This is a genomic window from Paenibacillus chungangensis (assembly GCF_042675905.1).
In the GTDB taxonomy this organism is placed as follows: domain Bacteria; phylum Bacillota; class Bacilli; order Paenibacillales; family Paenibacillaceae; genus Pristimantibacillus; species Pristimantibacillus chungangensis.
Window position 1 is genome coordinate 14,480 of the sequence record NZ_JBHTJZ010000008.1, and the last position, 25,881, is coordinate 40,360.

The window sequence follows — 25,881 nt, forward strand, 5'->3', positions numbered from 1 at the left end:
AACACTAACTTGAAATCACTGCCATGTTACCATATACAACCACCTTTAAGCAAATATGACTAACATCCTATATTTCCCACTTACTTTTTTCATGGAACAGCCTTAAGTCGGGGATAGTGGATAGTGGAGGTGAGAACACGCTATGGAGGATACTTCCCGGTTCATCGACAAAGTCCATGATACGCAGCAGAAGGCGGAAAGAAACAAGCGGCGAGGCGGCAACGGCTCTCCTGCCAACCAGCTCGGCAACAAGCAACACAGCACGAACAAATGACGAGGAGCTCCTGCGTGCCGCATTCGCTGCAGCCGCAGGAGCCCCGGTTCCAATCCTCTCTTGAACAACCATCGCCGACCTCTCCTATTGACGTGGAAAGGAGCGTCAATAGCAAGCGTATGGCCTTACCCGAACAGTCTTCTGAATAGCAAGGACTGTCCAATCGTAAAAGCGGCGCTTACCACCCAGTACAGTGCGATTGCGGACGGTACATTCCAGGCGAATACCATCATCATAACGGGAAAGATATAACCTATAAATGCCAACCCCTTCACAGCCCCACCGGCGCCTCCTGCAGGCATCTGCTGCTGCTGTGAGGACACCTTGAATTGGAACCAGTAGAGGCAACCGACAATAAGCGGCAGCCAGCTGTCGGGCTGCCCCATCTGGAACCAGAGAAAGGGGTGCTCGGCAAGCTCAGGCGTCATTCGAAGCGCATAATACAGCCCTGTCAACACCGGCATCTGAAGCAGCATGGGCAGACAACCGATACGGAAGGGGTTAACGTCATGCTTCCGGTACAGCTCCATCGTCTCCTGCTGCCGCTTCATGGCGGCGTCGGAATCGTTCTTACCTTCGTATTTAATATTCAATTGCTGAAGCTCCGGCTGCAGGCCGGCCATCTTCGACTTCATGTCCAGACTGGAACGATATTGCTTCAGCATGAGCGGGAACAGCAGCAAGCGTATAACAATCGTCATCGCAATGACCGCCAGTCCGTAGTTGTCATGCGCGATGGACGCGATCCACTGCAGCGTCAGGGACAACGGATAGACGACATAATGATTGAACAAGCCAGGCGTGTTCTCGTCGATGGCGCCTTGCGGCATTCCGCATCCGGACAGCACAATCGGGAACAAGAGCAGCATAGCGATAAGCGATAGCCGCAGAGAGAGTGTGAAATGCTTCCTGTATAGAATGATCATCGTTAGCCTCCTCGTTAGGTTCATTATTCGAAACTAACGAGGAGGCGCACTCGCCGTCGTCATCTTCCGGAGATTCCTTCCGTTTCACCCTGCGCACCAGCCGGCTCCGCAAATAAAAATACAGCGGTAGCTCTGCCGCAACGCAAATGGTTATCCCTTCATCCGGCAATAGGTGATTGGTATACTTGTAAAGCTCGCCGTATACGGCAGGCGCATAGGCGCATAAGAAGGAACACAGCAATCCCAACGACATTAGATATAGGAGCCATTCATGAAGCTCCAGTTCCATTCTACTCTCCCCCCTCTCTCGTCCATTTATATCTTATTCATATGAATACGTGTGGCGGCTGCATATAGTAGCAGTTAACTGTTGAAAGTTGGCCGATTCACATTCATAGCCGAGCAGACGGCTCCAACACCTTCATTCCGTTCATATAAGGCTGCAGTGCGGCGGGAATCGTAATCGATCCGTCTTCCTGCTGGTGATTCTCCAGCAGCGGGATCAGAATACGAGGACTGGCCACCGCCGTGTTGTTCAGCGTATGGCAGAAGCGCAGCTCGCCCGATTCGTCGCGATAGCGGATATTCGAGCGACGCGCCTGGAATTCGTGCAGATTCGACGACGAGTGGGTCTCGCCGTATTCGCCCCTGCTTGGCATCCACGTCTCCAGATCATATTGCTTATAGGTCTTCTGCGACATGTCCCCCGTACATACCGCCATGCGCCGGTACGGCAGCTCTAACCGCTGAAGCAGCGTCTCGGCATGGCCCGTAATCTCTTCCAGCAGAGCATCCGAATGCGCCGTATCGCCGCGGCAGATGACGACCTGCTCCACCTTCGCGAATTGATGGACACGATACAGGCCGTGCACATCCCTGCCGGCCGAGCCCACCTCGCTGCGGAAGCACATGGATGCCGCCGCCAGCTTGATCGGCTCATCCACCTCGACCACCTCATTGCCGTAATAACTGATTAACGATACCTCCGATGTGCCAATCAGATAATGGTCCGAATCTGCCAGCCGATACGTCTGATCTTGTCCCAGCGGGAAGAACCCCGTGTTCCGCATCGCTTCAGGCCGTACCATAAGCGGCACATCCAGCGGCGTAAATCCTTGCTGCAGCAGCACATCCAGCGCCAGCGCCTGCACCGCACGGTGCAGCAGGACGCCGGTTCCCTTCAGATAGTAGAATCGGCTGCCCGACACCTTCACGCCGCGCTGCGTATCGATCAAGCCGTGCAGTTCCCCCAGCTGAATATGATCTCTGGCGGCGAACGGGAAGCTCGGCGCCTCTCCCACTCGCTTCACTTCAACATTGTCCCTGTCCGACTTCCCGACCGGCGTATCCGGTGAGATCATGTTCGGCACAAGCGCATACAGTTCGTCGAACGCTTGCCTTGCGATTCGAAGCCGCGGCTCCAACAGCGCCAATTGCCCGTTGCGCTCCCGCACTTCATCCTTGATCCGGTTCGCCTCTTCGTACCGCTGCTCCTTCACAAGCTCCGCAATTGCGTTCGACAGTGTGTTCCTTGCCGCGCGAAGCTCCTCGATATTGACTTGCAGCTCTCTTCTCTCCCGATCGAGCCACAGCAGATCGTCAACCTGCAGCGCCATTCCCTTATTTACTGCCGCCTTCTGTACGTCATCCGCATGGTCCCGTATCCATTTCATATCCAGCATGACACCGCTCTCCTTTGTAATAAAAATAAAGCGCCCTTCATCCCACATGGGACGAGGAGCGCTATCTCGCGGTGCCACCCAAATTGACCAGACGGCTGTCTGATCCTCTTCATTCCGCAATAACGGGCGGACCCGGTTAACTTAGGAGAATGTCGGCTTGAAGCTATCGACGAAAATCGCATTATTCTCTTGACGAGAACGCCTCCGAGTTGGATGCTCATCATAGGCATAATCCCTCATATGAAGTTGGTTGCCCGTATTATATCGCATACGACGTCCCACTTCAAGCGCCTCAACTTTCAGCAACCTTCACTGCTCATTGCTGCCGGCTTCTTGCTTCATGAGCCCACGCTTGAGCTTGCTTTCCCCGACTTTAGTCCAGTACCGTTTACGTCCAGCGGCTGTTCCTGTCACCCTCTAATCAGGATACGATGAGTAGGACAAAAATAAGCTGCGGAATGATCATTCTGAGGAGGATAAAGGATGCATCGCATAACCAATTCAATGGAACTGTCGGCGTTGCTTGCCCTGCTCACCGTCAGCCTGTACACTGCATACTTGTCATCAAGACTGTTACTAAGCGGTTCGGAACGGACGCTTCACAGCAATGTCCGCCGTCTGAGATGCTGGAGCACACTGTTCGCTCTCATGTCGGCCGGTTATGTCGTATGTAGTCTTGTGTTGACCGCTCGTGCGCCCTCACCCGCGCATATGATGGCCCTTCTTCTGCGAATGGCTTCTGTACTGTCAGGCCTGTCCTGGATATGGCTGATAGCCCTGCCCAGGGTGCGGTTGCTGGCTATGCGGACGCAAGGGGGCAGAGCGGTCGCCCCGGACTTGCCGCGAATGCGGCACGCATCATCGCCCGCGCTCGTAACACCATACAAATTCGCTATGCTGGCTATTGGAACGGCCCTTGTCCTGCTGCCGCCGTTCGACGGACCTTTCTCGTGGTTCTCGTTGAGCTTGTATCTGACCCTGTTATGCTTCCTTGGCGGCATCTTATGGATTATACAGTCGAACCGCTGCGCCCTTGCCGCTTCTTCCGTAGCAGCAGAGGTAGGAAGTTCCCCTCTCCCAAGTGACAGTTATTCAATTCGTATCGATAGGAGAAGATGACAATGCACGCACGGACACTCGCAGGAGTATTTCTTTTATTGCTGGGCATCGCTTTATTGCTGAATCAAGGCAGAGACTTCGGTCCTGGCCACATATTCGCCTACTTCTGGCCTTCCTTATTCGTTCTTCCCGTCGGGCTGTTCATGCATTGGCTCTACTTCAGCTATACGGGAAGACGTGGAGTCGGACTGCTCATTCCGGGCGGCATTCTATTGACCGTCGGTTTTGTCTGCCAGATCGCCATGCTGTTCAACAACTGGGAATATATGTGGCCAGGATTCATTCTGGCGCCTGCAATCGGATTGCTGGAGTTTTATTGGTTCGGCGGCAGGCAGAGAGCATTGCTCATTCCCATCAGCATTTTGACTGCGATCTCACTCTTGTTCTTCGCCGTATTTACACTGGGTTCCTTGTACAATCGCTTCCTGAACGACATCCCCTTCCTGCCCATCCTGCTTATCCTCGGAGGAGCAGCCATTCTTCTCCTGAAGAAAAAACAGGATTAACCAGCCCCAATTGGACAAAGTCAGACAGGATTTCACCCCCCGGTGTCTAATTAATGTAAGATACATCTTAGACAGCGGGGGGAAAAAGTGTGTCCATCAAATCAAAACTCTCGTTATCCATATCCGGCATTGTAGCCATTATCTTATTCCTAAACATTGGGATTCACTATATGTCTTCCAAATCGGCCCGGGAGGAATCGCTGGAGCAGCAGCTTCATACAATCGCTGAGCAACTCGTCATCACCATTGAATCGACGGAGAAAATGAAAATGTCGATGGAGTACGAATTAGGCAGGAAGCTTCGCATCGCGGCTATGCTTGCGAAAGCCAAGCTTGACCCCGACGTCGCTGCTATTACTAATGAGCAACTGGTCTCACTAGCTCAAGAAATAGGAATTGATGACATAACACTGTGGCAACAAATTGACGGAGAAAACGTATCTGTCCGATCCTCTAATCCCGATGAGCTTCATATCAGCTCAAAATCATGGGATTATTGGGATACAGCGCTGCATGACATTTTCGACATGAAGAAAGTCAACGTGAATAAAGGTCAGTCCGCCCTGTATTATTGGTCCGGTCCTATTAATTACGCCTTCTCCGATCCCTCCGTTATTAACAAGTGGGGGTATTATTACGACGGCACGACCAATTATATGATCAATACGATGGTCAATGTCGCAGTCAGCTCGCAATTCGACTTTTTGAACAGCACGAACAACGTCATCCATAAGCTGCTGTCTCAGGAAAGCGGATTGCTGGAAATTACAGGGTTCGATCCCGAATTCTTCGGTGAAGAGCCGATCATTAAATTAAAGCAAGGCATTCCCGTCCATAATCTAGACGTAAAGGCGATTCCGTTCGGCACTTATCATTATCCCAATCATGAGAAGGACTTGGATCGTATGACGAAAGCGCTGGAAAACGGGCAGTCGCTCCGCTTCAACGATACGATTAATGGGCTGGATCTGGTAAGAAGCTATATCCCAATTGAAGTTGCCGGCACACCGTATGTCATTGGGGTCTCCTTCGACAATCGTATCATTCAGGAGCCTGTGCAGAAGCAACTGTTCATGCATGTGATCATCTCGCTGGGACTCATCCTGTTGACCATGTTGTTCAGCTATAATGTAGCTGGGCATATGATCAGACCGCTGCAGCAAATTCTGCACAAAGTGAATGACATTTCTTCTGGAAGCTTCACTTATAAGCTAGCGATACAGCGGAGGGACGAACTGGGCATGCTAGCTGCGCGTATCAATACGATGGGCATGAACCTGCAGCAGTATATGACACAGTTGACGGATACGGCAAGCGAGTTGCGCAGCACGAAGCAGTATCTGGAATCTTTCTTCAATCACACGTCGGATGCCATTCATGTTATCGATCTGGATCGCAATGTAATTCAAGTGAACGATGCCTTCGAGTCGATATACGGCTGGAGCGAGAACGAGATCATCGGTCACCCGCTCTCCAACATTCCCGAGGACCAGCGTCTTGCTTACGAGCAATTGCTCATCACGATATGGAATGGCGGCTCTGTCGCGGACTATGAGACGATACGCTATACGAAGGACGGGCAAATGATCGACGTCAGCATGACAGTATCTCCGGTGCGGAATGAGCACGAACAGATTGTCGCCGTCGCTTCCATCTCCCGTAACATTACGTCCCGCAAGCAAGCCGAAGAGATGATACGAAGGTCGGAGAAGCTGTCTGTCGTCGGCCAGCTCGCGGCAGGCGTCGCCCACGAGATTCGCAACCCGTTAACGACGCTGCGCGGATTCGTTCAGCTGCATCAGAAGAACGGATCATTGACGCCGCTTCATCTGAATCTCATGATGGCGGAGCTGGATCAGATCAATATGATCGTCAGCGAGTTCCTCGTGCTGGCCAAGCCGCAAGCGAACCGCTTCGAGCGCGTCATTGTCGAGGAGCTGATCTGCGACATTATGATGCTGCTGGACTCTTCCGCCAAGCTTGGCAATGTCGATCTGGTCTACCGAAGTGTCGAGGACAGGGATGTCCCCCCCATATACGGAGTCAGCAACCAACTGAAGCAAGTGTTCGTGAACGTGCTGAAGAACGGCATTGAAGCGATGGCGGAGAATGGGGGAGAGCTTGTCATCGAGCTGTCCTGCAGAGGGAGTGACACTGTCGTTATCCGATTTATCGACCAAGGCTGCGGCATCTCGGACGAGGACAAGATCCGGATCGGTGAGCCGTTCTTCACGAAGAAGGAGAACGGCAGCGGGCTGGGATTGATGGTCTGCCAGCAGATTATTTCCAATCATAAGGGAAGCCTAACATTTGACAGCCAGCTTGGACAAGGCACCACCGTGGAGATTGCCTTGCCCGTCATGCAGCAGGAGCAGTTGACCTAGCGTCGCCTCCCTGCGCTTATTCCATCCCTGAGAAGGAGCTTCAGAACCTCATGACACAACAGAAGAATAATCATATTCAAGCTGACAATTGTTTAGCCCCCCGCATTCTTGTCGTCACGGCAGTTGACGCGGAACGTGACGCCGTGCTGCGCGGCTTGGATGAGAACACGAGCTTTACCGTCATTGCAGGCGGAGTCGGACCTGCGGCTGCTGCAGTGTCAACTGCGTTGGAGCTGGCGGCCTCCCCATCCTACGAGCTGGTCATCAGCGCAGGCATCGGCGGGGGATTCAGCGGAGCGGCGGAGCTTGGCACGCTCGTACTGGCGGATGTCGTTATCGCCGCAGACCTTGGAGCCGAGACGGCGGAGAGGTTCATCCCCCTCGATGAGCTCGGCTTCGGCAGCGCCTCCCTTCCCGTTAGCGAAGCCTGGCGAGAGCGTCTTCAGGGTGTCATTCGACAATCCGGTCTGCCTCTCCATGTCGGCCCGGTGCTCACTGTCTCCACCGCGACGGGAACCGCGGAGACAGCCGGACTACGCGCTAGTCTCGTCCCGGGAGCCGCCGCCGAAGCGATGGAAGGTTACGGCGTTGCCCAGGCTGCAGCCAAGCTGGAAGTCCCATTTCTCGAGCTCCGCTCCATCTCTAATGCCGTCGGACCGCGTGACCGCGCCGCCTGGCGGATCGGTGAGGCGATGCAGGTGCTGAGTGAGGCATTCTCGGCAATCCGATTCATTGCGAAGGAGATGCATCAATGACTATTCATATCGCTTATTCCCCTTGTCCGAATGATACCTTCATCTTCCATGCTTGGGCGCAAGGATTGCTGCCCGGCGCTCCGGAACTTTCCGTCACGTATGCCGACATTGATGTTACCAACCGGCTAGCGGCTGATCGGGAAGGGCCCGAGGTAATGAAGATTTCCTATGCCGCCTTACCTTGGGTATTGCAGCATTACAGACTGCTTCCCTGCGGCGGCGCGTTGGGCCGCGGCTGCGGCCCGCTTGTCTTGACGGGAGAGAGCTTGCCTGCCGACTCTGCAGGAGCCGCCTCTCTATCCGGTCGGACTGTCGCAGTGCCCAGCGACCGATCCACCGCCTATCTACTGTTCCGCTTATGGGCCGCGAAGCATGTGCCTGGAGGAGTAGGGAATATTGTCGTCATGCCATTCCATGAGATTATGCCGGCTCTTCGAGACGGTAAGATCGATGCCGGTCTGGTTATCCATGAAGCCAGGTTCACTTACGCTTCTTACGGCTTGCATATGGTGGCGGATCTCGGCGAATGGTGGGAGTCGGATACCAGACTCCCTATTCCGCTCGGTGCCATTATTGCCCGCAGAACGATGGAAGCCAGCGACGTCAGCAGCTGGATTCGGACCTCGCTGGACTACGCCTGGGCCCATCCCGAAGCGTCCCGAAGCTACGTGATGGAGCATGCGCAGGAGATGTCGCCTGACGTCGCCAAGTCGCATATTGCATTATATGTGAATGCCTTCAGCCATAGCCTCGGAGAGGAAGGCTATACTGCCGTGGAATCGTTGCTGCTGCGGGCGGCCGATGAAGGACTGGTCCCTTCTTTCGACCCGGCTCTGCTTCGCAATTAACATTTACTTCACCATTTACCACATTGACGTATGGGGTCATTGTGTGAATAATTATTTAGAAGACCTTTATCAATGAGGCCATTCAGCGATAAGCGACTTAAAACGCACAGCCAGAGGAGGAATGATTATTGTCTACCGTATCACAGTTGATGGAGTTCAATAAGAAATTTGTCGAGGAGAAGCAATACGAAGCCTACTTAACCGATAAATTCCCCGAGAAGAAGCTTGCCATTCTCACTTGCATGGATACACGTCTGATGGAGCTTCTGCCCAAGGCGCTCAATCTGCGCAACGGCGACGCCAAGTTCATTAAAAACGCGGGAGCTATACTGACCCAACCGTTCGGAAGCGCCATGCGCAGCATACTGGTCGCTGTCTATGAGCTGGGAGCCCGCGAAGTGCTCGTCATCGGCCATCACGGCTGCGGCATGACCAACCTGAACACGCAGAGCATCGTCGACAAGTTCAGCGACCACGGCATCGATCCCATCGTCGTGAAGACGCTGGAAAATTCCGGCATTCGCATGGACAAGTTCCTGCGCGGCTTTAAAAGCCCGGAAGACGGTGTCATGCACAGCGTCAAGCTGATTCGCAACCACCCGCTGTTCCCGCAATCTATTCCGGTTCACGGCTTCCTCATGCATCCCGATACGGGCGAGCTTGAGGTACTGGTAGAGGACTACCGGGAAGAATAATCGCAGATTCCATACAATAGCGGAGCCGACGGCTCCGCTATTGCTCGTTGCCATCGGAAGACGTCTCTCCCGACTCCGTCTCCCGAGGCGGCTCGCTTCGATTGATGCCGCTTCCGCTATTGCCTCCCTTCCCGAATTTCTGCCGCACGGCATGCACGGTTAACAGCAGCAGCGGCAGCAGCAAGCCATATGTGGAGGCGTAGACAAGCCAAGTCTCGCGGTTGTACAATGCGGAATGCAATATATTTGGATGCACCATTAACGAGAGAGTAATCATGGTAATGCCCATAGGCACAACCAGGAAGCGGTAATCCTTCACATCCAGCACTTGAGCTACCCCCTTGACAGCTGCGTGGAAGTAGCAAGATAACCGGAAGTAGATGGAGATGAACCACATCATGGCCATAATAATTTCAATGCGCTGCAGGAAGTTGCCTACGTTAATCTTCTTGGCCAGCGAATAGCTGGGATAGATCTGCCTGGCTGTCGACTCCGCCCCAAGCACTAGCAGGCATAGTAAAATAATAACCAACAGTATAATGCCGCCAACGAGCGTGCCCTTAAGGAAGGCTTTCCTCCCTGCCTCCGTACGGTTAACGGAATCCGGAAAGATCATTAGCAGCACGACGGGAGAGAGCGAGAAAATACTCGTAAAGTAGAGCGCGGTACCAATGATGATGCCGCCGCTTGACTCCATGAAGGGCAGCAGATTGTCGGTGTGTATCTGCGGGGACACAAAGACAACCAGCAAGATAAAGAGGCCGATAAACACCGGGAACAGCAACTCCGCGAACCGGGCCACCACCTCTATGCCAAGCCGAGAACCGAATATGACAATACTTGCAAACAAGATGTTGAGGGCCTGCATTGGCGTCTCCGGCATAATTTGCGTCGTCAAAAAGTTTCCGAAGAGATAGAGCACTTCCGCCGATGTCACGTAGGTGAAAAATATAAACGTTATCGCAATCGCTTTGCCCAGCCACTTGCCAAGCAGCGCTTCCATCGTTTCTACCAGATTTTTTGTCGCATAGAGGCTGCCGACCTTATTGTAAAGCAATACCAGCAACATGCCGAGCCCTATGCCAAGCGTTGCCGCCAGCCAAGCATCTTGCTTCGCTTCGGCAGTCAGCACAGCGGGACTAATCAATATGGCCGTCCCAATGGAATACAATGCGGCAAGTATGCCGAACTGCCTCGGACTTATTTTTTGCTCACTGTTCATATACAGCCCTCCTGACATCTCCAGACATTATGGAAGCAGCCGATCGACCAGATTACTGGCAGGTCCGTAGATGTAGGCCACCCAATCCAGCGGGTTGGGCAAGGGCAGATCCATGCTCTTCGCGATAGCCAGCGCCAATCCGAACAGCATCAAGGCGGTATAGATCCACAGTTCCTTACCCATGCGCCTCCTCCACAGTAAAGGCACTTCAATAGCAGCTAATATCACAACAGCCGATACAATTCCAAAAATCGCCACAACACTACTCCTTCATTTCATGTATAAACGTACCGCCAGTCGTTCCCAATCGCCTGATTTTAACTTCTACGTGCATATTGACTGGCAAGTGTTGAAAAATCTCCACCCAGTCCTCTTTATGTTTCCTCCAATATCGTGGAGCTGCCCGATGAATCGCCTCTCCAAATCCAAAAATGTCGCTCTTCAACTTCCTGGCCTTCTTAAGCGCATAGTCGGCATGGTTTTTGACCGCTGCTTCCACTTTTGTCTCCAATAAGGAAATCATCTCTGTATCCATCAAATCTATATTGCATTCCACATCGGCAATATTCGCTTCTGACCGAATAGCAATGTCCACCTCCGGCTCTCCGTTTCTCAGCTTGCCCTTCACCTTGGTGTTGGCGCGTATGATTTCGACTGCTAGTTTTCCTCCCTCCGGGCAGCCGAGCTCAATAATGGTGCTGTCCAATTTGTTGGTCAGATCACTGTAGCCCTTGCTTTCCTCAGCATTCAGCCAGCCGACCAGCTTGTCACCCTTGAATACGGCTATTCCCTTATAGATCAGATTGACGGCAGGCTTTGGCGTTTGCACATTTTCCATCTTAGTCCCCTCTTCCTGATTGCCCAGAATGCTGACCCCCGTCAGTACAGGCTGCTTTCCCTCGCTTACAATGTCGGTGATCAACTCATCCAATTGAATCGATACCGTTGGCGCCCAGGCCTTCTCGGACACTTCAAGCGAGGCCATCAATTTGTTCGCCGGGATCTTCTCCATCGGAGTCAGCACCTCCAGCACCTTCTGTGCCTGCATGCCTCTGGCGACCAGCAGATAGAAGTCGGTGCGGGTCTCCGGGTCGCGCGACCACAAATCAATCGTCTCCGCAATCCCTTCCCTGGCAAGCTCTTCCCCGAGCACCAAAATGCGCAGATGAGAGAAGTACAGCTTCCGCGACGTGACGGTCGTCATCTTCCGGATCGCCTCGAACAGCGTATCTCCCGTCGCCGAATAAGTCGTTACCGGCGATCGGCCGCTGGCTCCTTGCTTTGCCGCAACTTCTGCGGGGTCAACCACTTGAACGGTGAGCATATACTTGTCCTTCCACTTGTCGATTCCCAAGCCCGCGACAATAGACAGATCATTCAGCTCTCTGCGATTCCAACAGCCCGTCAACAGCACGGCAACAACCAGCAGGAGCGCGATAAGGGATGATATTCTTGTCATGGCCATGTCTTGCCCCTTTCTCCATCAATCCATTCCGCTATGAAGATCGCTTTGGCTGCGGCGGCTGCGGCTTAGCCAGATCGTGACTCTGCTCTCGCTCGATATTCCTCTGGCTAATCAAGCGGGGCCGCGTCGTCATCGCCCATTGCGGCAACCGGAAGAGCGTATCCTTCTGATCCTCAGGAATCATGGGAGCGAAGGGGCTCAAGTACGGTACGCCGAACGAACGCAGGCTGCACAGATGGAGCAGAATGGCGAATACGCCAACGATAATGCCGAACATCCCAAAGGATACCGCCAATCCCATAAGCAGGAAGCGAAGCATTCTAATCGTATTGGCCAAGCTATAGGCAGGGAATACAAAGCTGGCTATCGCCGTCGTAGCTACTACGATAACCATGGCCGCGGATACGATGCCCGCCTCAACTGCCGCCTGCCCGATAACGAGCGTTCCAACGATTGATACCGCCGATCCGACCGAACGCGGCATGCGCAGGCCGGCCTCTCTTAATATTTCGAAGGATACCTCCATCATGATCGCTTCAATGAATGCTGGGAACGGTATGCCTTCGCGCTGAGCTGCCAAGCTGATTAATAGCTGTGTCGGCAGCATCTCCTGATGGTAAGTCGTAATCGCCACATACAGGGAAGGACCGAACAGGGCAATGAACACCCCCAAATAACGCAATATACGGACAAGCGTACTGATATCCGAACGATGGTAATAATCTTCAGCCGCATGGAGAAACGACACGAACAGCGCCGGCACAATAAGGACAAACGGCGTGCCATCGACTAATATCGCCACTTTCCCTTCTAGCAGTTCGGCTGCGATCACATCCGGCCGCTCGGAATTGTACACGGTAGGGAAAGGCGTGTAGGCATTATCCTGAATGAGCTCCTCAATGTAGCCGCTCTCCAGAATCGCGTCAGTATCGATGCGATCCAGCCGGACTCGCAACTCTTTCACGACTTTCTCACTGGCAATGCCTTTAATGAACATGACGGCTACATCTGTCTTTGTCACACGGCCGATCTGTCTTGTCTCCAGCCACAGATTGGGATCTTTAATCTTGCGCCGTATGAGTGCCGTATTCGTACGCAGCGTCTCCGAGAACGACTCTCTCGGCCCACGAATGACCGATTCTGTGGCAGGCTCCGTCACCCCTCTGTCCTTCCATCCACGGGTGCCCGCAGCGATCCCTTCCGCATAGCCGTCCAACAAGATGATGGCTTCGCCTGACAGCAGGTTATGGAGCAGATCTTCGAAGTCCGTTATGGCTTTCACTTCGCCGATCGACAAGGCGGTGCTCTGAAGCATTTGCAGAGCGCTTCCACCATCCAACAGCTGCTCCGTCAGAGCCGACTGCTCCATGTCAAGCATGGATGATTCCATGATGAAGTCGGCTACGGCATCCTTATCCGCCAAGCCGTCTGTATATAGAATAGCCATCCGCTGCTCACGGGACTTCCCAATGACTACCTCGCGGATGATGATGTCCGTGCTCTCGCCCATCGTCTTCCTTACCCTATTCACATTGGCGGCAAGACTGCTATTCAGCTGGGGCAATGCGGATTGCACGCCTTCTGCAACCGGATTGGAACTGGCATTGGAATTGGAATTAGAACTCATCGCTGTCTCCCTCGGCATATAGTCGCTAGTTATCCATTATTGGCCATATTCGACACGTTTAGACATCGCCGAAGATGAGTGACCGCCAACTCTAATCCCCCATCATCGTATGGATTCCGCTTGTCGATGCGACGGTACTGAACAGGTGGCTGCGCTGGAGGGCTGGGTGGCCAAGCGTCTGGAGCTTATGCAAGAACAAGGTCAAGTGGCGTGAAAGAAATAAGCCTCCAACTCGCGCGTTTCATACGGAGTTGGAGGCTTATCAACTGGATTTCAGGTAGTTATTATGGCAAAAAAAGCCACTCTATGCCCTGCAAGTGGAAAATGTACAGTTAAAAGAGATATTATCACACGAAAACTCATCTCTCGGCCAGAATAATAGCATAAAATCCAGTTCATTTGTCATATGTAGGCGTATTTCGATAGATTAATGACACGAAATACAGTTAGATTAACCTCCCCGGCTTCATTGTTTTATCCTATTCAAGCGTAAACGGCTATTGCCCCCTTGGGCGGCGTCTTCATACCTATCCCTACATAGCATCCGAGGTCACATCGCTTACAGCCCACCATTCGCCCACTCTCCTACCTCCAACCGAGGTAGCGATCCCAATGCTCATGCCCCTATCTACCCGGTCCTCTATTTAACTCGGTCTAATGAGCGTAAACGAGTCTCCAAGCCTGGCGTAATCGTTGCCCGCTAGCCGACTGATCGGCTGAAGATCCGCTGCATCGATGCGGCCATCCATATACAACTCGTCGGCAATGTGGAAGCGGACGACTCTACCCAGCAACAGATCGCAAGAAGGTCCCCCCTCCCCTTCTCCTTCTCCCAACGGCAGCGCTTGTTCCAGCACACACTCCATTCGTATTCGCGCTTCTGCAATACCCGGAACGGCAATGCAATCGCTCGGAACGGCCGTCAGGCCAGCTAGCTCCACCTCGCTGACATGAGGCTCTACCGGAGCGGCGGTGGCGTTCATCGCCTCCGCATACCGCTCGTCGGCAATATGAACGACGAACGCCCCGGCCGCTATCGCATTGCGCGCGGTGTCCTTCCGCAGTCCGTTCTTGCGCTGAACGGAGAGGGACAAGATAGGCGGCGAAGCCGTAACAATGTTGAAGAAGCTGAAGGGGGCAGCGTTCAGCACCCCTTCCTCCGACAGAGTCGTCACGAGTGCGATGGGACGCGGAATGACGCTGCCGATTAATAATTTATAGTTCTCTTGTACACTCTGTCCCCCGGGATCAATGGATATCATATCGACCTTCTCCCTTCTTATTCTTCTCCTCACTTACCCATCTATATAGTTCTCCTTGAACCATGCGGCGGCCGCATTCGCTTCCGTTGCCGTCAGAGAATGCCCCGCCCGCTCCCAATGCATGCGTACCGCTGCTCCGGCGCCGGCCAACAGCTTCTCCAGCTCCCTGGACTCCTCCGGCGAACAGATGGGGTCATTCTCCCCCGCTCCGATAAAGCAGCTAACGCCGGCCAGCTCCGGCAGCGCCAAGCCTCTAAGCGGCACCATGGGATGGTGAAGAATAGCTCCGCGAAGCGCTCTGCTGTAATGGAACAGAAGGCTGGCGGCTATGTTCGCGCCATTGGAGTAGCCTACGGCCACGATGTTATCTCGAGCGAAGCCGTATTGTCTCGCTGCGCTGTCAAGGAAGTCATTCAGCTCCCTCGTTCGCAGCACCAGATCTTCTTCATCGAATATGCCCTCCGCCAGCCGCCGGAAAAATCTCGCCATGCCGTTCTCCAGCACATTGCCCCTGATGCTTAAAACTGCCGATTCCGGCGAGACGAGCTTTGCCAGAGGCAGCAGGTCATGCTCTGTCCCTCCGGTCCCATGCAGCATCAGTAAGACTGGCGCTGCGGCATTCGTTCCTTCCCGATAAATATGCTGCATCAGTTCATCTCCTCCACTTCCCGAACCTCGAAAGGCGTCAGCAATTGCTCAATCTCTGCCCGGTGCGGCTCATACCATTCCGGAAGCATCAACTTCTCTCCCAGATGGTCTAGCTCCTCATCCCGGAGGAATCCGGGCGGATCTGTCGCAATCTCGAACAGAATGTCTCCCGCTTCACGGAAATAAATGGCATTGAAATATTGCCGGTCCACAACCGGTGTCGGCTGATAGCCGCTGCCGGCTACATAGCTTCTCCAGCGCTCGTGCTCCTCGTCATCCTTCGCCCGCCAGGCAATGTGATGGACCGTTCCAGAGCCGCCGATGCCAGGCGCTGCAGGAGATACATTCAAGTCGATGACATTGCCCAGTTCGCCATAGGATCTGTATCGCGTGTAGTCCGCGTCCTGGGCAATCTTCGTCAGACCCATCACCTTCTCCAGCAAATCGCCGGTCCGTTCGGGCGCTGTACTGAGCAATATCGCGCCGCCGAAGCCCTTGATTGCCTTATTCGCCGGCACACCTCCGAAGCTCCACTCGCTGCTTGGCCCTTCCTCCCGCGCAACAAGCTCGACCCGCAAGCCGTCAGGGTCTGCCAGCTGCAAGTACCGCTCGCCGAAGCGCTCCGCTTCTTCTGTCTCTAGACCGAACGCTTGCAGCCGCTCTCTCCAGTAATCAAGCGTACCTTCGGGCACCACATAGCTTGTCACGCCGACTTGGCCGCCACCGATCCGCCCTTTACGCGATTGCTCCCAAGGGAAGAACGTCATAATCGTTCCCGGGCTGCCCTTCTGATCTCCGAAGTACAGATGATACACTTCCGGCGCGTCGAAGTTAATCGTTTTCTTCACCAGCCTGAGTCCCAATATGCCCCCATAAAAATCTGTCGTTGCCTGCGGATTGCGCACAAACGCCGTAATATGATGAATGCCAGCGGTTTGTAAACTCATCATTCATTCTCCTTTATATTTCAATTTGCATTTTCTTAAATTAAAGATATATAATAGTTGGAGAGCAGTCCCTCAGCGGCCAAGCGCTACTCGAAAGACTGCTGCGCATATCGTCCAAGCTTCTTCATCAATAGGATAGCTTGCTCCTTCTCTTCCTCCGTCAAACCTGCCGCTGCTTGCTCGATAACCGTAGTATGCTCAGGAAATATATCTTCTATGAACCGGCTTCCCTGATCCGTAACTTCAGCATAGATCAACCGGCGATCTTCCTTGCTCGCCCTACGTCTAACCAGGCCCTTCTTCTCCAGCTTGTCTACAACATACGTTATATTGCCGCTGCTCATCAGTACTTTGCTGCCTATCTGCTGCAATGGCTGCGGTCCCTTATGATATAGCAATTCCAACACGCCGAATTCTGTTCGATTAAGGCCATGCTGCCGAATATCGCGGTCCGCATGGGCAATGAGCCATTGGCTAGCACGCGATACGGTAATGTACAGCTGTAGGGCAAGATGCTGCTGCTTGTCTTCGCTCATAGGCGCCCTCAATTCCCTTTCAAATTGAATATCTTAATGTAAAGATAACATTTGCGATGAGTGATGTCAACATTCTTAAGTCTAGTTCCTACTTAACAAGCTCCTCCTCTTGACGAACGGCTCAAATATCGGTATGCTATTGAACAATTCAATCTATATGTTAAAGCTATGAAGGGAAAAAGTAGCCCTTGAGCGAGTGCTGACAGCGAGCCGGCGGATGGTGCAAGGTCCGGCGCATGCGCCTTAGGTGAATGGGTCCCTTCGCCTCAGACCGAATCCCGAATGGGCAGTAGGCTCTGACGGCAGCTCCCGCCGTTATCTTCGGGAGGCATGAACGAAAGTATGCAACGGAAGCGCGATCGCTAGCGCCTGCTTGCTCCGTTCATGACAGAGAGCGGCCTGCTATGGCCGAATTTGGGTGGTATCGCGGAGTAACAGCTTCGTCCCTGGTTTAATCAAGGACGAAGCTTTTTGTTATGATACTTAATGAAATGAGGAATGACCTATGGTAAAACGTATTCTATCCGGCATCAAACCTAGCGGCGAGCTGAATATTGGCGGATACGCCGGCGCTCTCCGCCAATTCGTGCAAATGGAGAAAGACTACCAATGCTTCTTCTTCGTACCCGATCTGCACGCCATTACCGTCTATCAAGACCCCAAGGAGCTGCGCGAGAGATCGCGGCAAATTGCAGCTCTGTACATCGCGGCGGGCATTGACCCCGATAAGAGTACGATCTTCATGCAATCCCATGTGCCTGCACACGCAGAGCTCGGCTGGCTGATGGAGACGCAAGCGCACTTCGGCGAGCTGAGCCGCATGACGCAATTCAAGGAGAAGTCGGGCGGTCAGGATTCCGTAAGCTCCGCCCTGTTCACCTATCCGGCGCTGATGGCGGCCGACATTCTTATCTATCGCGCTTCGCATGTGCCCGTCGGCGACGACCAGAAGCAGCATCTGGAGCTGACCCGCGATCTGGCGACCCGCTTCAACAACAAGTACAAAAAAACGTTCGTCGTCCCTGAGCCCGTCATTCAGGAGCAAGGCTCGCGCATTATGGGGCTGGACGATCCGTCCAGCAAGATGAGCAAGAGCAATCCCAACAAGAGCAGCTATATTCTGTTGCTGGATAAGCCGGCCGACATACGAAAGAAGTGCGCCAGAGCGGTCACGGATTCCGAGATGAGCGTCCGCTACGACTGGGATACCAAGCCCGCCGTCAGCAATCTGCTGGAGATCTACTCCGTCTTCTCCGAGGAGCCGATTCCCGTCATTGAGAAGCGATATGAGGGACAGGGGTACGGCGCGTTCAAGAAGGAGCTGGCAGAGGTCGTCATCGCCAAGCTGGAGCCGATCCAGCAGCGCTATGAGGAGATTGTACATTCCGAGGAATTGGATCGTATCTTGAAGGACGGAGCGCGCCGCGCTGCGGAAGTGGCGAACAAGACGTTGAACGATGCCAAGAAAGCAATGGGACTGCTCACTTTTGAATAGCGCATCATCATTGTGGGGGAGGTAAGGCATGCATTCACAAGAGGTGCACGCAAGATCGAGACGCCAAATTATTTATGAAATGATCATGTTCCTGCTAGCGCTTATGTCCGTCTCATTCATCTGGATTGATGATGCGGGTACAGTGGGAGTATGGGTCGACCGTTCGGTATTGCTTATCTTCGCAGCCGACTACTTCTATCGGCTGTTCAAGTCCGACATGAAGTGGCAGTATATTCGAAAGCACCCATTCGAGCTGATCGCAATCATTCCGCTCGATGAATTATTCCGCTTCGCAAGGCTAGCCAGACTGTTCCGCCTCATTCGGGCAGTACTGATCGTCTCACACTACTCCAAGACGTTCTTCCTTATCTTGCGGACGAACGGGATGGAGAAGGTGCTAGCGTTCGCCGTGGGCTTAATCTTCGTCGCCTCGATACCGATCTATATGATTGAACCGACGATCGACGAATACCACGATGCGCTCTGGTGGTCGATTGTAACGGCGACTACAGTGGGATATGGAGACTTGTCTCCCGAGACGGCGCTTGGCCGGGTGATTGCCGTCATTCTGATGTTGTTCGGTATTGGCTTGATCGGTATGGTGACCGCATCCATCGCCACGTACTTTATCGGTCAGGACAAAGAGAAGGAAGACAATTCGGAGTATAACTTCGTGAAATCGAAGCTGGAGCAATATCCGAACTGGTCGGATGCCGATTACGAGCTGTTGACGCAGGCGCTCGCCAAGATGAAAGCAGATTCCGACGCCAAAGCGGCGGAAGCGAAGAGGATCGAGACGGTGGATGGGAAGTCAGTCTATAGTGCGAAGGAATCTTCGACAAGCGCTTCCGCTTCCTCTATTCACAATCCGCCTCCTCCGTCCGTCTGATCACCGTCAGCTCTGTGAGCCGAATGCACGAGGCAAGCGCCATAACGAGAGAACGACAGAACGGCACCGGATTCGGTGCCGTTCCTTTCATTTACGCTGCAGCTCAGCCTCAGCCGATATCGTAATAACCGTCCTTCTTATGGAATTTATATGTGTATGTGGCAGCTTCATCTTCGGGCTTGAAATAGTAGTAGTCGCTATCTTCTCCAGTATAATCGACGTCTTCCCCAATACGGTCCATTATCGCCGTAACCTCATCCAGCGTAAAGGCGTACAGAAGCGGCTCCTCTTTCAGCGAATCAATTCTCCACGCTTCGTTCTCATCGCAATAGAGAAGTCCGTAAGTGACAAGTTTGGCCCTATCGGAGATATGATAGTCTCCGTTAACTTTAAATGTTGCGGAAGCCCTTCCCTCTGACTGCCTCTCAACTCGAAAGCTGGGTTCGAACATTGCCCACGTGTACACCAATCCTGCCGGCTCCATGATCCAGCCGGGATACTTATTGTACACATGCTCCCACATACCTAGCATATCCTCCGTCATATAGCGGAGCAGATCCGGCTTCAACTCGTCAAAGTCGACTGCCTCGCCTCCCAGCGCCTTCGTCTCCGCCTCCTCAATTAGCGCTTGCAGGATGCCCTCCTCCAATTGTTGCAGCGTATTCAGAAACGTCTCGTCCCCGCTTGTAGCGGGCCGGAGCGCATCGCGGGCCAGCTGCATGCTCTCCTGCAATAATGGCATGTCCTCATGCGAAGGTTCTTGCTCCTGTTCTGTTCCTCTAGGGACTACACTCCGGTCTGAATGCTCCTCATTCCGCTCTGCGCCACAACCCGCCAAGAAGATCAGCATTGCGCCAACGAACAACCATATCGTGCTTCGCTTCAATTCACCGCCCCCTTGATAAATAGCCATCGTTTCTGTCAGATCTTAGCTATAAGTTTGGACGCTTGAAGCCGGCAAGAAGTTGCTATTTTTTTGCTTTTTATCCAATTGGACAACTATGGATCCAACGGCTGATGAGCAACTGTTCGTTCCAAATAACGAATGAGCTCTTCTACCGACTCCTGGCCCTCTTCTTGGAACAGGGAAAATAGGAACGTAATTGCCGATGCAAGCAATGTGCACAATCCCGCCCCGAAAGCGGCTGTGCCGATAGGCAACGGCTCGACTCCCTGCGATGAGGACAAGGCAATAATTACGAAAGACAAAGAAAATAAGAACAGCAGCGAGAACGGATCGGTCAGCCCGCGAAAAACAATAAAAGAAACGAAATACTCGTCGTTCCTTCTACGAATTCGCCCGACCGCTTTCGTAAAGATATTGCGCCGCTCTGACATATCGCCCGATTTGTAACATACGCTGAAGCAGCCGAAATGGCACCAGCCGGAAAAACCCTCTTGCCATGGCAGCGTGAATCTGTCCAGGTTTTCTTTCGTGAACGTTCGAAACTGCTTGGCTGACACATCGGATTTATATCGTCTGATCATCGCTCCACCCCCAAAATAACCCAAATAATAGGTTCATCGTTATGTACGTCTTCAGAGACAATATGTTTCGAGAGATGAATCCATATCGCACAAACACACCAAACCGCCGCCGGCGTATGATCGCTCCGGCGGCGGTTTGGTCGTTTTGCGGATCAGGCGCTAGTTGGAGGCGCCCGATAGCGCGGCAGAAAACTGTTGCATATCAATGACGCGCCTAGAAAGTCTGGAGTGCTCGGCGGCAAATGCCATGAGATGACTTTGAACCGAGTTTTTGGCGGAGGTGAGACTTTCATGTTCGCCGTTTCGTACAAGCTGAAGAAAATCCCTCATTAATCCGTGATCGCCACCGCCATGTCCATCGAGCCCCCCAGTCTTGTCCAGTGGAATTTGTTCGCGCTTGCCGCCAAAACGAATCAACTCGATTTCATTCGTCTCCATGGAACCGTGTATTTCGCCTTTTGTCCCCATCAATTTGATAGTTCGGCTGCAATTTTGTGTAAAGGCACTCATTGTAAATACAACCGTCACTTCGTTCGCAAATTCCATACTGACAACCTGATGATCGACAACATCATTATCACAGCGGTAGACGCAGCGGCCGTAAGGTCCTTCCTGCAGTGCCCGGAGCCGGGCTTCCGGACTTGGATCGTCGCTAATCGCTTGAACCATCCAGTTCTCCTTGCCATTTAGATATACGTCAGGCGCGTAATACAGACAATCCAAAGCGACCGGACAGCCATCTGTGCAGCGATTGGGTCCGCCTTTCGGCGCATTCGCTGCAGTAAAATGGGATAAGGTGCCGAAAGACGAGAGCCTGGTGCAGTCCGAACCGGCGAGCCATAACAAAATATCGAGATCATGGCTTGATTTGGACAAGATCATCGGGCTTGATTCCGACGTATTGCGCCAATTCCCCCGTACATAGCTGTGAGCCTGGTGCCAGTAAGCAACATTTTCATTATGCTGAATAGACATGAGCTGTCCAATTGCGCCTTCTTTCAGCAAATTCTTTATTGTTCTGAAAAAAACAGTGTAGCGGAGCACATGACAAATGGCCAGTATTCGATTTGTCTGCTCGGCTTTGTTGCCCATCTGTAAACATTCCAGCGGATCGGGCGACATCGGCTTCTCCAGCATGACATGATAGCCGCCGTCAAGCGCACGCATCGCAGGTTCAAAATGTATTTGATCCTGCGTGCAAATGAGTGTCGCATCTGCAATCTTCGGTTGGTTGAGCAGATCGCGCCAGTCGGAGAAGCACATTGCCTCATCAATGCCGTAACGGCGCTGTATGGCTGCCAATCGGTCTGAATTTGATTCGGCTACGGCGACCAGTTCCATCTCGCCCGGATACTTATGAGCGTAACTGACATAATTTTGCCCTCGCAATCCGGCGCCAATCAAGGCAACTTTAACTTTTTTCATGTATGACAGACCTCCTGCATAGGGGAATGAAGTGGAGTCGATGGTCGACCAAGCTATTCTTTCACGCTACCGACGGTAATCCCTTTAATAAAATATTTTTGCAAAAACGGATAGACGAGCATAATCGGCAAGGCGCCAAGAAAGATTTGAGCAGTGCGCAGCGTTTTTTCGCTCACATTTTGCAGCGCATTCAAATCATCCAGAGAAATCATGTTCTTATTCATCGACGTGATCAGTGTCGACAGATAGCTTTGTAGCGGATAATTTTCTGGCGAGTTCATATACAAAATGCCGTCAAACCAGGAATTCCAGTGACCGACGACGGTGAACAGCGTAATCGTAGCCAGTGAAGGCAAGGATACCGGCAAGTAGATGCGCCACAAAATTGCCCATTGGCTGGCGCCGTCGATTGTAGCCGCTTCTTCCATATCTCGTGGAAGATTACGGAAGAAATTCAGCAGCATGACGGTATACCAGACGTTCAGTGCGCTTGGCAGCACAAGCGCCCAGATGGAATCAATCAACCCGGTTTCCTTAATGACAATATAGGTCGGGATGAGGCCGCCGCCGAAAAACATTGTAATTGCGAAAAACCAGACATACAAGGTGCGGAAACGGAAAAGCTCGTTTCGCTTCGAGAGCGGATAAGCCGTCATAACGGTAAGGAGCATGTTGAGCGCCGTTCCGATGACGACACGCTGTACTGATACGCCCAAAGAACGGAAAAACTCTATTTTCTGCGATAAATAATAATAGGCCTCCATAGTGAATCCGATTGGCCATAGCGTTACTTCAGCAGCCATGGCTGCTGAATTGGAGCTTAAACTGATGGCCAGCAAATGAATGAATGGTAAAATGCCGAGAAGCATAACGGCTACGAGAATCGAAACGTTAGTAGCCGTGAACAGTTTTCTGCCTAATGATGCTTTGTAGATCACGATTGTTCTCCTCCAGCCCTATAGAAGTATTCCGCCTCGCATCAAAAAATACGATAATTAGTAAAACGATAGGCCAAATAATAAGAGATGCCTACCAAGGCGAGTGAGATGGCGGACTTGAACAGCCCGATAGCGGCTGCTGGCGCATACTGCTGACTGAAAATGCCGAGCCGATATACATACGTATCGATAACATCAGCATGCTCGTATACAATAGGGTTATATAAAATAAGAATCTGGTCGAAGCCGGCGTTCAAAATGTTACCTAAACTGAGCGTTGCCAGCAAGACAATGATCGGCATCATACCGGGAAGCGTAATATGGATCAATTGCTTCCAGCGTCCCGCGCCGTCGACCTCGGCCGCTTCATACAAATGTGAATTGATGCCGACGATAGCTGCAAGGAAGATGATCATATTGTAGCCCATCCCCTTCCATACATCGGAGCCGACAATGATAGTCCGGAACCAGTTGCCATCGCCCATGAACATGATCGGATCGATTCCGAACATCGAAAGGACAAGATTGACCGGCCCCTTCAACATGAACAGTTCCATGAGCACACCGCCCAATACAGTCCAGGAGAGGAAGAAAGGCAGGAAGATGCTCGTTTGAACGAGACGTTTGAACCACTCCTTGGTCAGTTCGTTGAGCAGTAGCGCGAGCATAAGAGGCACCATCAGTCCAAGAACTATCTTTAATACCGAAATGAGAACGGTATTCCATATTACCTGGTTGAACTCTGGAAGGTGAAAAATATACTCGAAGTTTTTCCAGCCGACGAACTCCGACCGCCAAAAACTTAAAATCGGATCGAATTTTTGAAAGGCCATGACGATACCGAACATCGGTCCGTATGAATAAACCAGTGTTACCAGTACGCCTGGAAGCAGCATCAAATGGAACGGTATTTCCCATTTCCAATGCCGCTTCTTTATTGCGTTGCTTCTCATGAGTGCCTACCTCCCGGGGAAGAAAAGAGGGGAGTGGCATGCAAGCGATACGCCATTCCCCTGCTCTAATGGTTTTACTGGTTCGCAATTCCTGCGTACCAGGCATTCACTTCATCAGTAATATCGTCTCCGCCAAGTGCTTTCCAGCTATCCACAAATTTATCAAATTCCCCAATCGAAGCGCCCATAATTATTTTGGTGAACGTTTCATTCAACATCTTATCGAGTTGCGAGCCTTTCTCGACCATCGTTTCTGTTGCGGTGCCATAAAATTCGTTCCAGACGTAATCGCCGTTGTCCCGAATCTTGCGGGTTAGTCCCCATCCTCCTTCCGGTGCGACACGACTGTAATACAGCCCCCAGCCACTCTTGTCGCCAGCGAGAAATTTCTTCGCCGCATCAAGCGGTTTTTGCGTATTCACATAGTAAGGAACTTGCGCATTCACTTCATCCTGATTGTTCTCCAACGCTTTGTTCACTTCGGTATAGGTCGTCTCCATCTCGACCGGGTTGTAAATGCGCGGCACGAACCAGTTGTATACGTAACCGTTCTCCGGCTTATTCGTTTCGTAATGCGCTTTGGAGTTTTTTTCGATATAGAAATTGATCATTTTAATAACCGCTTCTGGATTAGAAAATTTGCTGTTGGCTACGGCGATATGACCCATTCTCAGCCGCGGCACAAGCGATTTGCCCGGCGTGCCGTCGGCCGTAGGCAACTGTACGGCGATCCAGTCCGCGTTCGGATCATTGTTGCGGTTCAGATTGAGCGGCCAGTTCGGATACCACCATTCACCGTATACGATTCCGACTTTTCCGGCGGTGATGTCTTCAACGATCTTGTTGCCGTCCTTTAAAGCGAACTCTTTGTCAAGAATCCCTTTCTCATACCAGATTTGAAGCTTTTCCAGCGCAGTCTTCGTGGAAGGCTGGATTTCTCCTGCGACGAGCTTGCCCTCGGAATCTTTAATCCATCCGCCCGGATATGAGTTGTAACCGTAGAACAAACCGGCTGCGCCAAAAGAGGAAAAGATGGCGTCTTTGGAAACGGCAAGGCCATAAGTGTCCTGTTCGCCGTTTTTATCCGGGTCATTGTTGACGAAGGCCTCGGCGATTTTCTCCAGATCATCAATCGTATTTGGTGCTTCCATGTTGACATTTTTCAGCCAATCGGAGCGAAGCCACAATATTTTCGTTGAAAGGAACGATTCCTCGAACCCAGGGATGCCATACAGCTTGCCATCTTCAGATACCGTTTTCATTGCATATCCGTCGTCAGACTCCATAAATTGACGAAGCTCAGGCGAGGCGTATTTCTCGTAAGCTTCGCTCAAGTCGGCGAGCACGCCTTGCTTTTTGAATTTCTCAAAATCGCGGTAGCCGATATGCATAACGTCCGGCAAATCTCCGGAAGCAACCGCCAGTGAAAACTTTTGCTCGTATTGCTCCGAAGGAACGGCCCATTTGTACGAAACTTCGATGTTCAACTCATTCTTCAAATCATTCAAGTATTCATTATCGGACGGCGTCAAACCAGACGGCGTCTTCGGATCTTCAGGAGGCCCGTATCCGATTACCTGCTCCACTTTGAGTGTCTCGGTGTATTTCCCCATCGGGTCTCCGGGCTTCGCTTCTGTTCCGTTGCTGTTGGCGCTGGTGTTGCTTTCATTTGCCATTTCATTTTGCGACGTCTGCGCAGGCTTGTTTGCATCGCTACTGCTGCATGCTGCGGAAGTGAATACAAGAGCTGCTGCAAATACATACGCCGCCCATTTTTTCGCCATGTGATCTCCCCCA

25 protein-coding genes are annotated in these 25,881 nt (G+C 52.3%); 9 read left to right on the plus strand and 16 right to left on the minus strand.

What is annotated here, in order from left to right:
* Positions 1-142: 142 nt before the first annotated feature.
* Complete coding sequence (locus ACFQ2I_RS07270; protein ID WP_377563182.1) at positions 143-274, plus strand: DUF4023 domain-containing protein; 132 nt, start codon at positions 143-145, stop codon at positions 272-274.
* Between the two features lie 125 nt (positions 275-399).
* Here ACFQ2I_RS07270 and yidC read toward each other — a convergent pair whose 3' ends face one another.
* The gene (gene yidC, locus ACFQ2I_RS07275) at positions 400-1,200 is read right to left on the minus strand and encodes a membrane protein insertase YidC (protein ID WP_377563184.1); all 801 of its coding nucleotides are present in this window, start codon (positions 1,198-1,200) and stop codon (positions 400-402) included.
* Between the two features lie 392 nt (positions 1,201-1,592).
* Entirely contained in the window at positions 1,593-2,882 is a 1,290-nt protein-coding gene (gene serS / locus ACFQ2I_RS07280; RefSeq protein ID WP_377563186.1) for a serine--tRNA ligase, read from the minus strand.
* A 483-nt stretch (positions 2,883-3,365) separates the two neighbouring features.
* Between serS and ACFQ2I_RS07285 the strand changes: the two genes are divergently transcribed.
* From ACFQ2I_RS07285 to ACFQ2I_RS07310, 6 genes are all read left to right on the plus strand, one after another.
* Complete coding sequence (locus ACFQ2I_RS07285) at positions 3,366-4,001, plus strand: hypothetical protein (RefSeq protein WP_377563188.1); 636 nt, start codon at positions 3,366-3,368, stop codon at positions 3,999-4,001.
* A 2-nt stretch (positions 4,002-4,003) separates the two neighbouring features.
* Positions 4,004-4,507 carry a hypothetical protein gene (locus tag ACFQ2I_RS07290; RefSeq protein ID WP_377563190.1) on the plus strand — a complete coding sequence of 168 codons (504 nt, stop codon included), beginning with the start codon at positions 4,004-4,006 and terminating at the stop codon, positions 4,505-4,507.
* An 89-nt stretch (positions 4,508-4,596) separates the two neighbouring features.
* A complete protein-coding gene (locus tag ACFQ2I_RS07295; protein WP_377563192.1) occupies positions 4,597-6,891 on the plus strand; it encodes a PAS domain S-box protein in 2,295 nt (764 codons plus the stop codon).
* Positions 6,892-6,941: 50 nt separating this feature from the next.
* Positions 6,942-7,646 (plus strand): futalosine hydrolase, encoded by a 705-nt coding sequence (locus ACFQ2I_RS07300; protein ID WP_377563194.1) that lies wholly within the window; start codon positions 6,942-6,944, stop codon positions 7,644-7,646.
* A gap of 2 nt (positions 7,647-7,648) precedes the next feature.
* Positions 7,649-8,494, plus strand: coding sequence for a 1,4-dihydroxy-6-naphthoate synthase (locus tag ACFQ2I_RS07305; protein WP_377563381.1), 846 nt, complete (start codon positions 7,649-7,651; stop codon positions 8,492-8,494).
* 128 nt (positions 8,495-8,622) lie between these two features.
* Entirely contained in the window at positions 8,623-9,189 is a 567-nt protein-coding gene (locus ACFQ2I_RS07310; protein WP_377563196.1) for a beta-class carbonic anhydrase, read from the plus strand.
* A gap of 37 nt (positions 9,190-9,226) precedes the next feature.
* Here the strand turns inward: ACFQ2I_RS07310 and ACFQ2I_RS07315 are convergent, their stop codons facing one another.
* The 8 genes from ACFQ2I_RS07315 to ACFQ2I_RS07350 form a co-directional block, all read right to left on the minus strand.
* A complete protein-coding gene (locus tag ACFQ2I_RS07315; protein WP_377563198.1) occupies positions 9,227-10,411 on the minus strand; it encodes a GerAB/ArcD/ProY family transporter in 1,185 nt (394 codons plus the stop codon).
* A 27-nt stretch (positions 10,412-10,438) separates the two neighbouring features.
* Positions 10,439-10,594, minus strand: a complete 156-nt coding sequence (locus ACFQ2I_RS07320; RefSeq protein WP_377563200.1) for a hypothetical protein — start codon at positions 10,592-10,594, stop codon at positions 10,439-10,441.
* A 79-nt stretch (positions 10,595-10,673) separates the two neighbouring features.
* On the minus strand, positions 10,674-11,870 hold the full coding sequence (locus ACFQ2I_RS07325) for a Ger(x)C family spore germination protein (RefSeq protein WP_377563202.1): 1,197 nt from the start codon (positions 11,868-11,870) through the stop codon (positions 10,674-10,676).
* Positions 11,871-11,907: 37 nt separating this feature from the next.
* Positions 11,908-13,503 carry a spore germination protein gene (locus tag ACFQ2I_RS07330; RefSeq protein ID WP_377563204.1) on the minus strand — a complete coding sequence of 532 codons (1,596 nt, stop codon included), beginning with the start codon at positions 13,501-13,503 and terminating at the stop codon, positions 11,908-11,910.
* A gap of 644 nt (positions 13,504-14,147) precedes the next feature.
* Positions 14,148-14,765: a flavin reductase family protein gene (locus ACFQ2I_RS07335; protein WP_377563206.1), complete on the minus strand. Its 618-nt coding sequence runs from the start codon at positions 14,763-14,765 to the stop codon at positions 14,148-14,150.
* A 33-nt stretch (positions 14,766-14,798) separates the two neighbouring features.
* Positions 14,799-15,413: an alpha/beta hydrolase gene (locus ACFQ2I_RS07340; RefSeq protein ID WP_377563208.1), complete on the minus strand. Its 615-nt coding sequence runs from the start codon at positions 15,411-15,413 to the stop codon at positions 14,799-14,801.
* Positions 15,413-16,360 carry a ring-cleaving dioxygenase gene (locus ACFQ2I_RS07345; RefSeq protein WP_377563210.1) on the minus strand — a complete coding sequence of 316 codons (948 nt, stop codon included), beginning with the start codon at positions 16,358-16,360 and terminating at the stop codon, positions 15,413-15,415. Before ACFQ2I_RS07345 ends, ACFQ2I_RS07340 begins: the two co-directional genes overlap by 1 nt.
* Before the next feature lie 86 nt (positions 16,361-16,446).
* Positions 16,447-16,896 carry a MarR family winged helix-turn-helix transcriptional regulator gene (locus ACFQ2I_RS07350; protein WP_377563212.1) on the minus strand — a complete coding sequence of 150 codons (450 nt, stop codon included), beginning with the start codon at positions 16,894-16,896 and terminating at the stop codon, positions 16,447-16,449.
* Between the two features lie 505 nt (positions 16,897-17,401).
* Here ACFQ2I_RS07350 and trpS point away from each other — a divergent pair.
* Positions 17,402-18,391 carry a tryptophan--tRNA ligase gene (gene trpS / locus ACFQ2I_RS07355; RefSeq protein WP_377563214.1) on the plus strand — a complete coding sequence of 330 codons (990 nt, stop codon included), beginning with the start codon at positions 17,402-17,404 and terminating at the stop codon, positions 18,389-18,391.
* A gap of 28 nt (positions 18,392-18,419) precedes the next feature.
* A complete protein-coding gene (locus ACFQ2I_RS07360; protein ID WP_377563216.1) occupies positions 18,420-19,280 on the plus strand; it encodes a potassium channel family protein in 861 nt (286 codons plus the stop codon).
* A 109-nt stretch (positions 19,281-19,389) separates the two neighbouring features.
* On the opposite strand, the gene ACFQ2I_RS07365 is transcribed toward ACFQ2I_RS07360, so the two are convergent.
* The 6 genes from ACFQ2I_RS07365 to ACFQ2I_RS07390 all read right to left on the minus strand — a co-directional run bounded on the left by ACFQ2I_RS07365 (position 19,390) and on the right by ACFQ2I_RS07390 (position 25,868).
* On the minus strand, positions 19,390-20,166 hold the full coding sequence (locus ACFQ2I_RS07365; RefSeq protein ID WP_377563218.1) for a hypothetical protein: 777 nt from the start codon (positions 20,164-20,166) through the stop codon (positions 19,390-19,392).
* A gap of 113 nt (positions 20,167-20,279) precedes the next feature.
* On the minus strand, positions 20,280-20,768 hold the full coding sequence (locus ACFQ2I_RS07370; protein WP_377563220.1) for a hypothetical protein: 489 nt from the start codon (positions 20,766-20,768) through the stop codon (positions 20,280-20,282).
* Positions 20,769-20,927: 159 nt separating this feature from the next.
* A complete protein-coding gene (locus ACFQ2I_RS07375) occupies positions 20,928-22,193 on the minus strand; it encodes a Gfo/Idh/MocA family protein (protein ID WP_377563222.1) in 1,266 nt (421 codons plus the stop codon).
* Between the two features lie 53 nt (positions 22,194-22,246).
* Positions 22,247-23,131: a carbohydrate ABC transporter permease gene (locus tag ACFQ2I_RS07380; RefSeq protein WP_377563225.1), complete on the minus strand. Its 885-nt coding sequence runs from the start codon at positions 23,129-23,131 to the stop codon at positions 22,247-22,249.
* Positions 23,132-23,172: 41 nt separating this feature from the next.
* On the minus strand, positions 23,173-24,084 hold the full coding sequence (locus ACFQ2I_RS07385; protein WP_377563227.1) for an ABC transporter permease: 912 nt from the start codon (positions 24,082-24,084) through the stop codon (positions 23,173-23,175).
* 74 nt (positions 24,085-24,158) lie between these two features.
* A complete protein-coding gene (locus ACFQ2I_RS07390) occupies positions 24,159-25,868 on the minus strand; it encodes an extracellular solute-binding protein (RefSeq protein ID WP_377563229.1) in 1,710 nt (569 codons plus the stop codon).
* Positions 25,869-25,881: the final 13 nt, after the last annotated feature.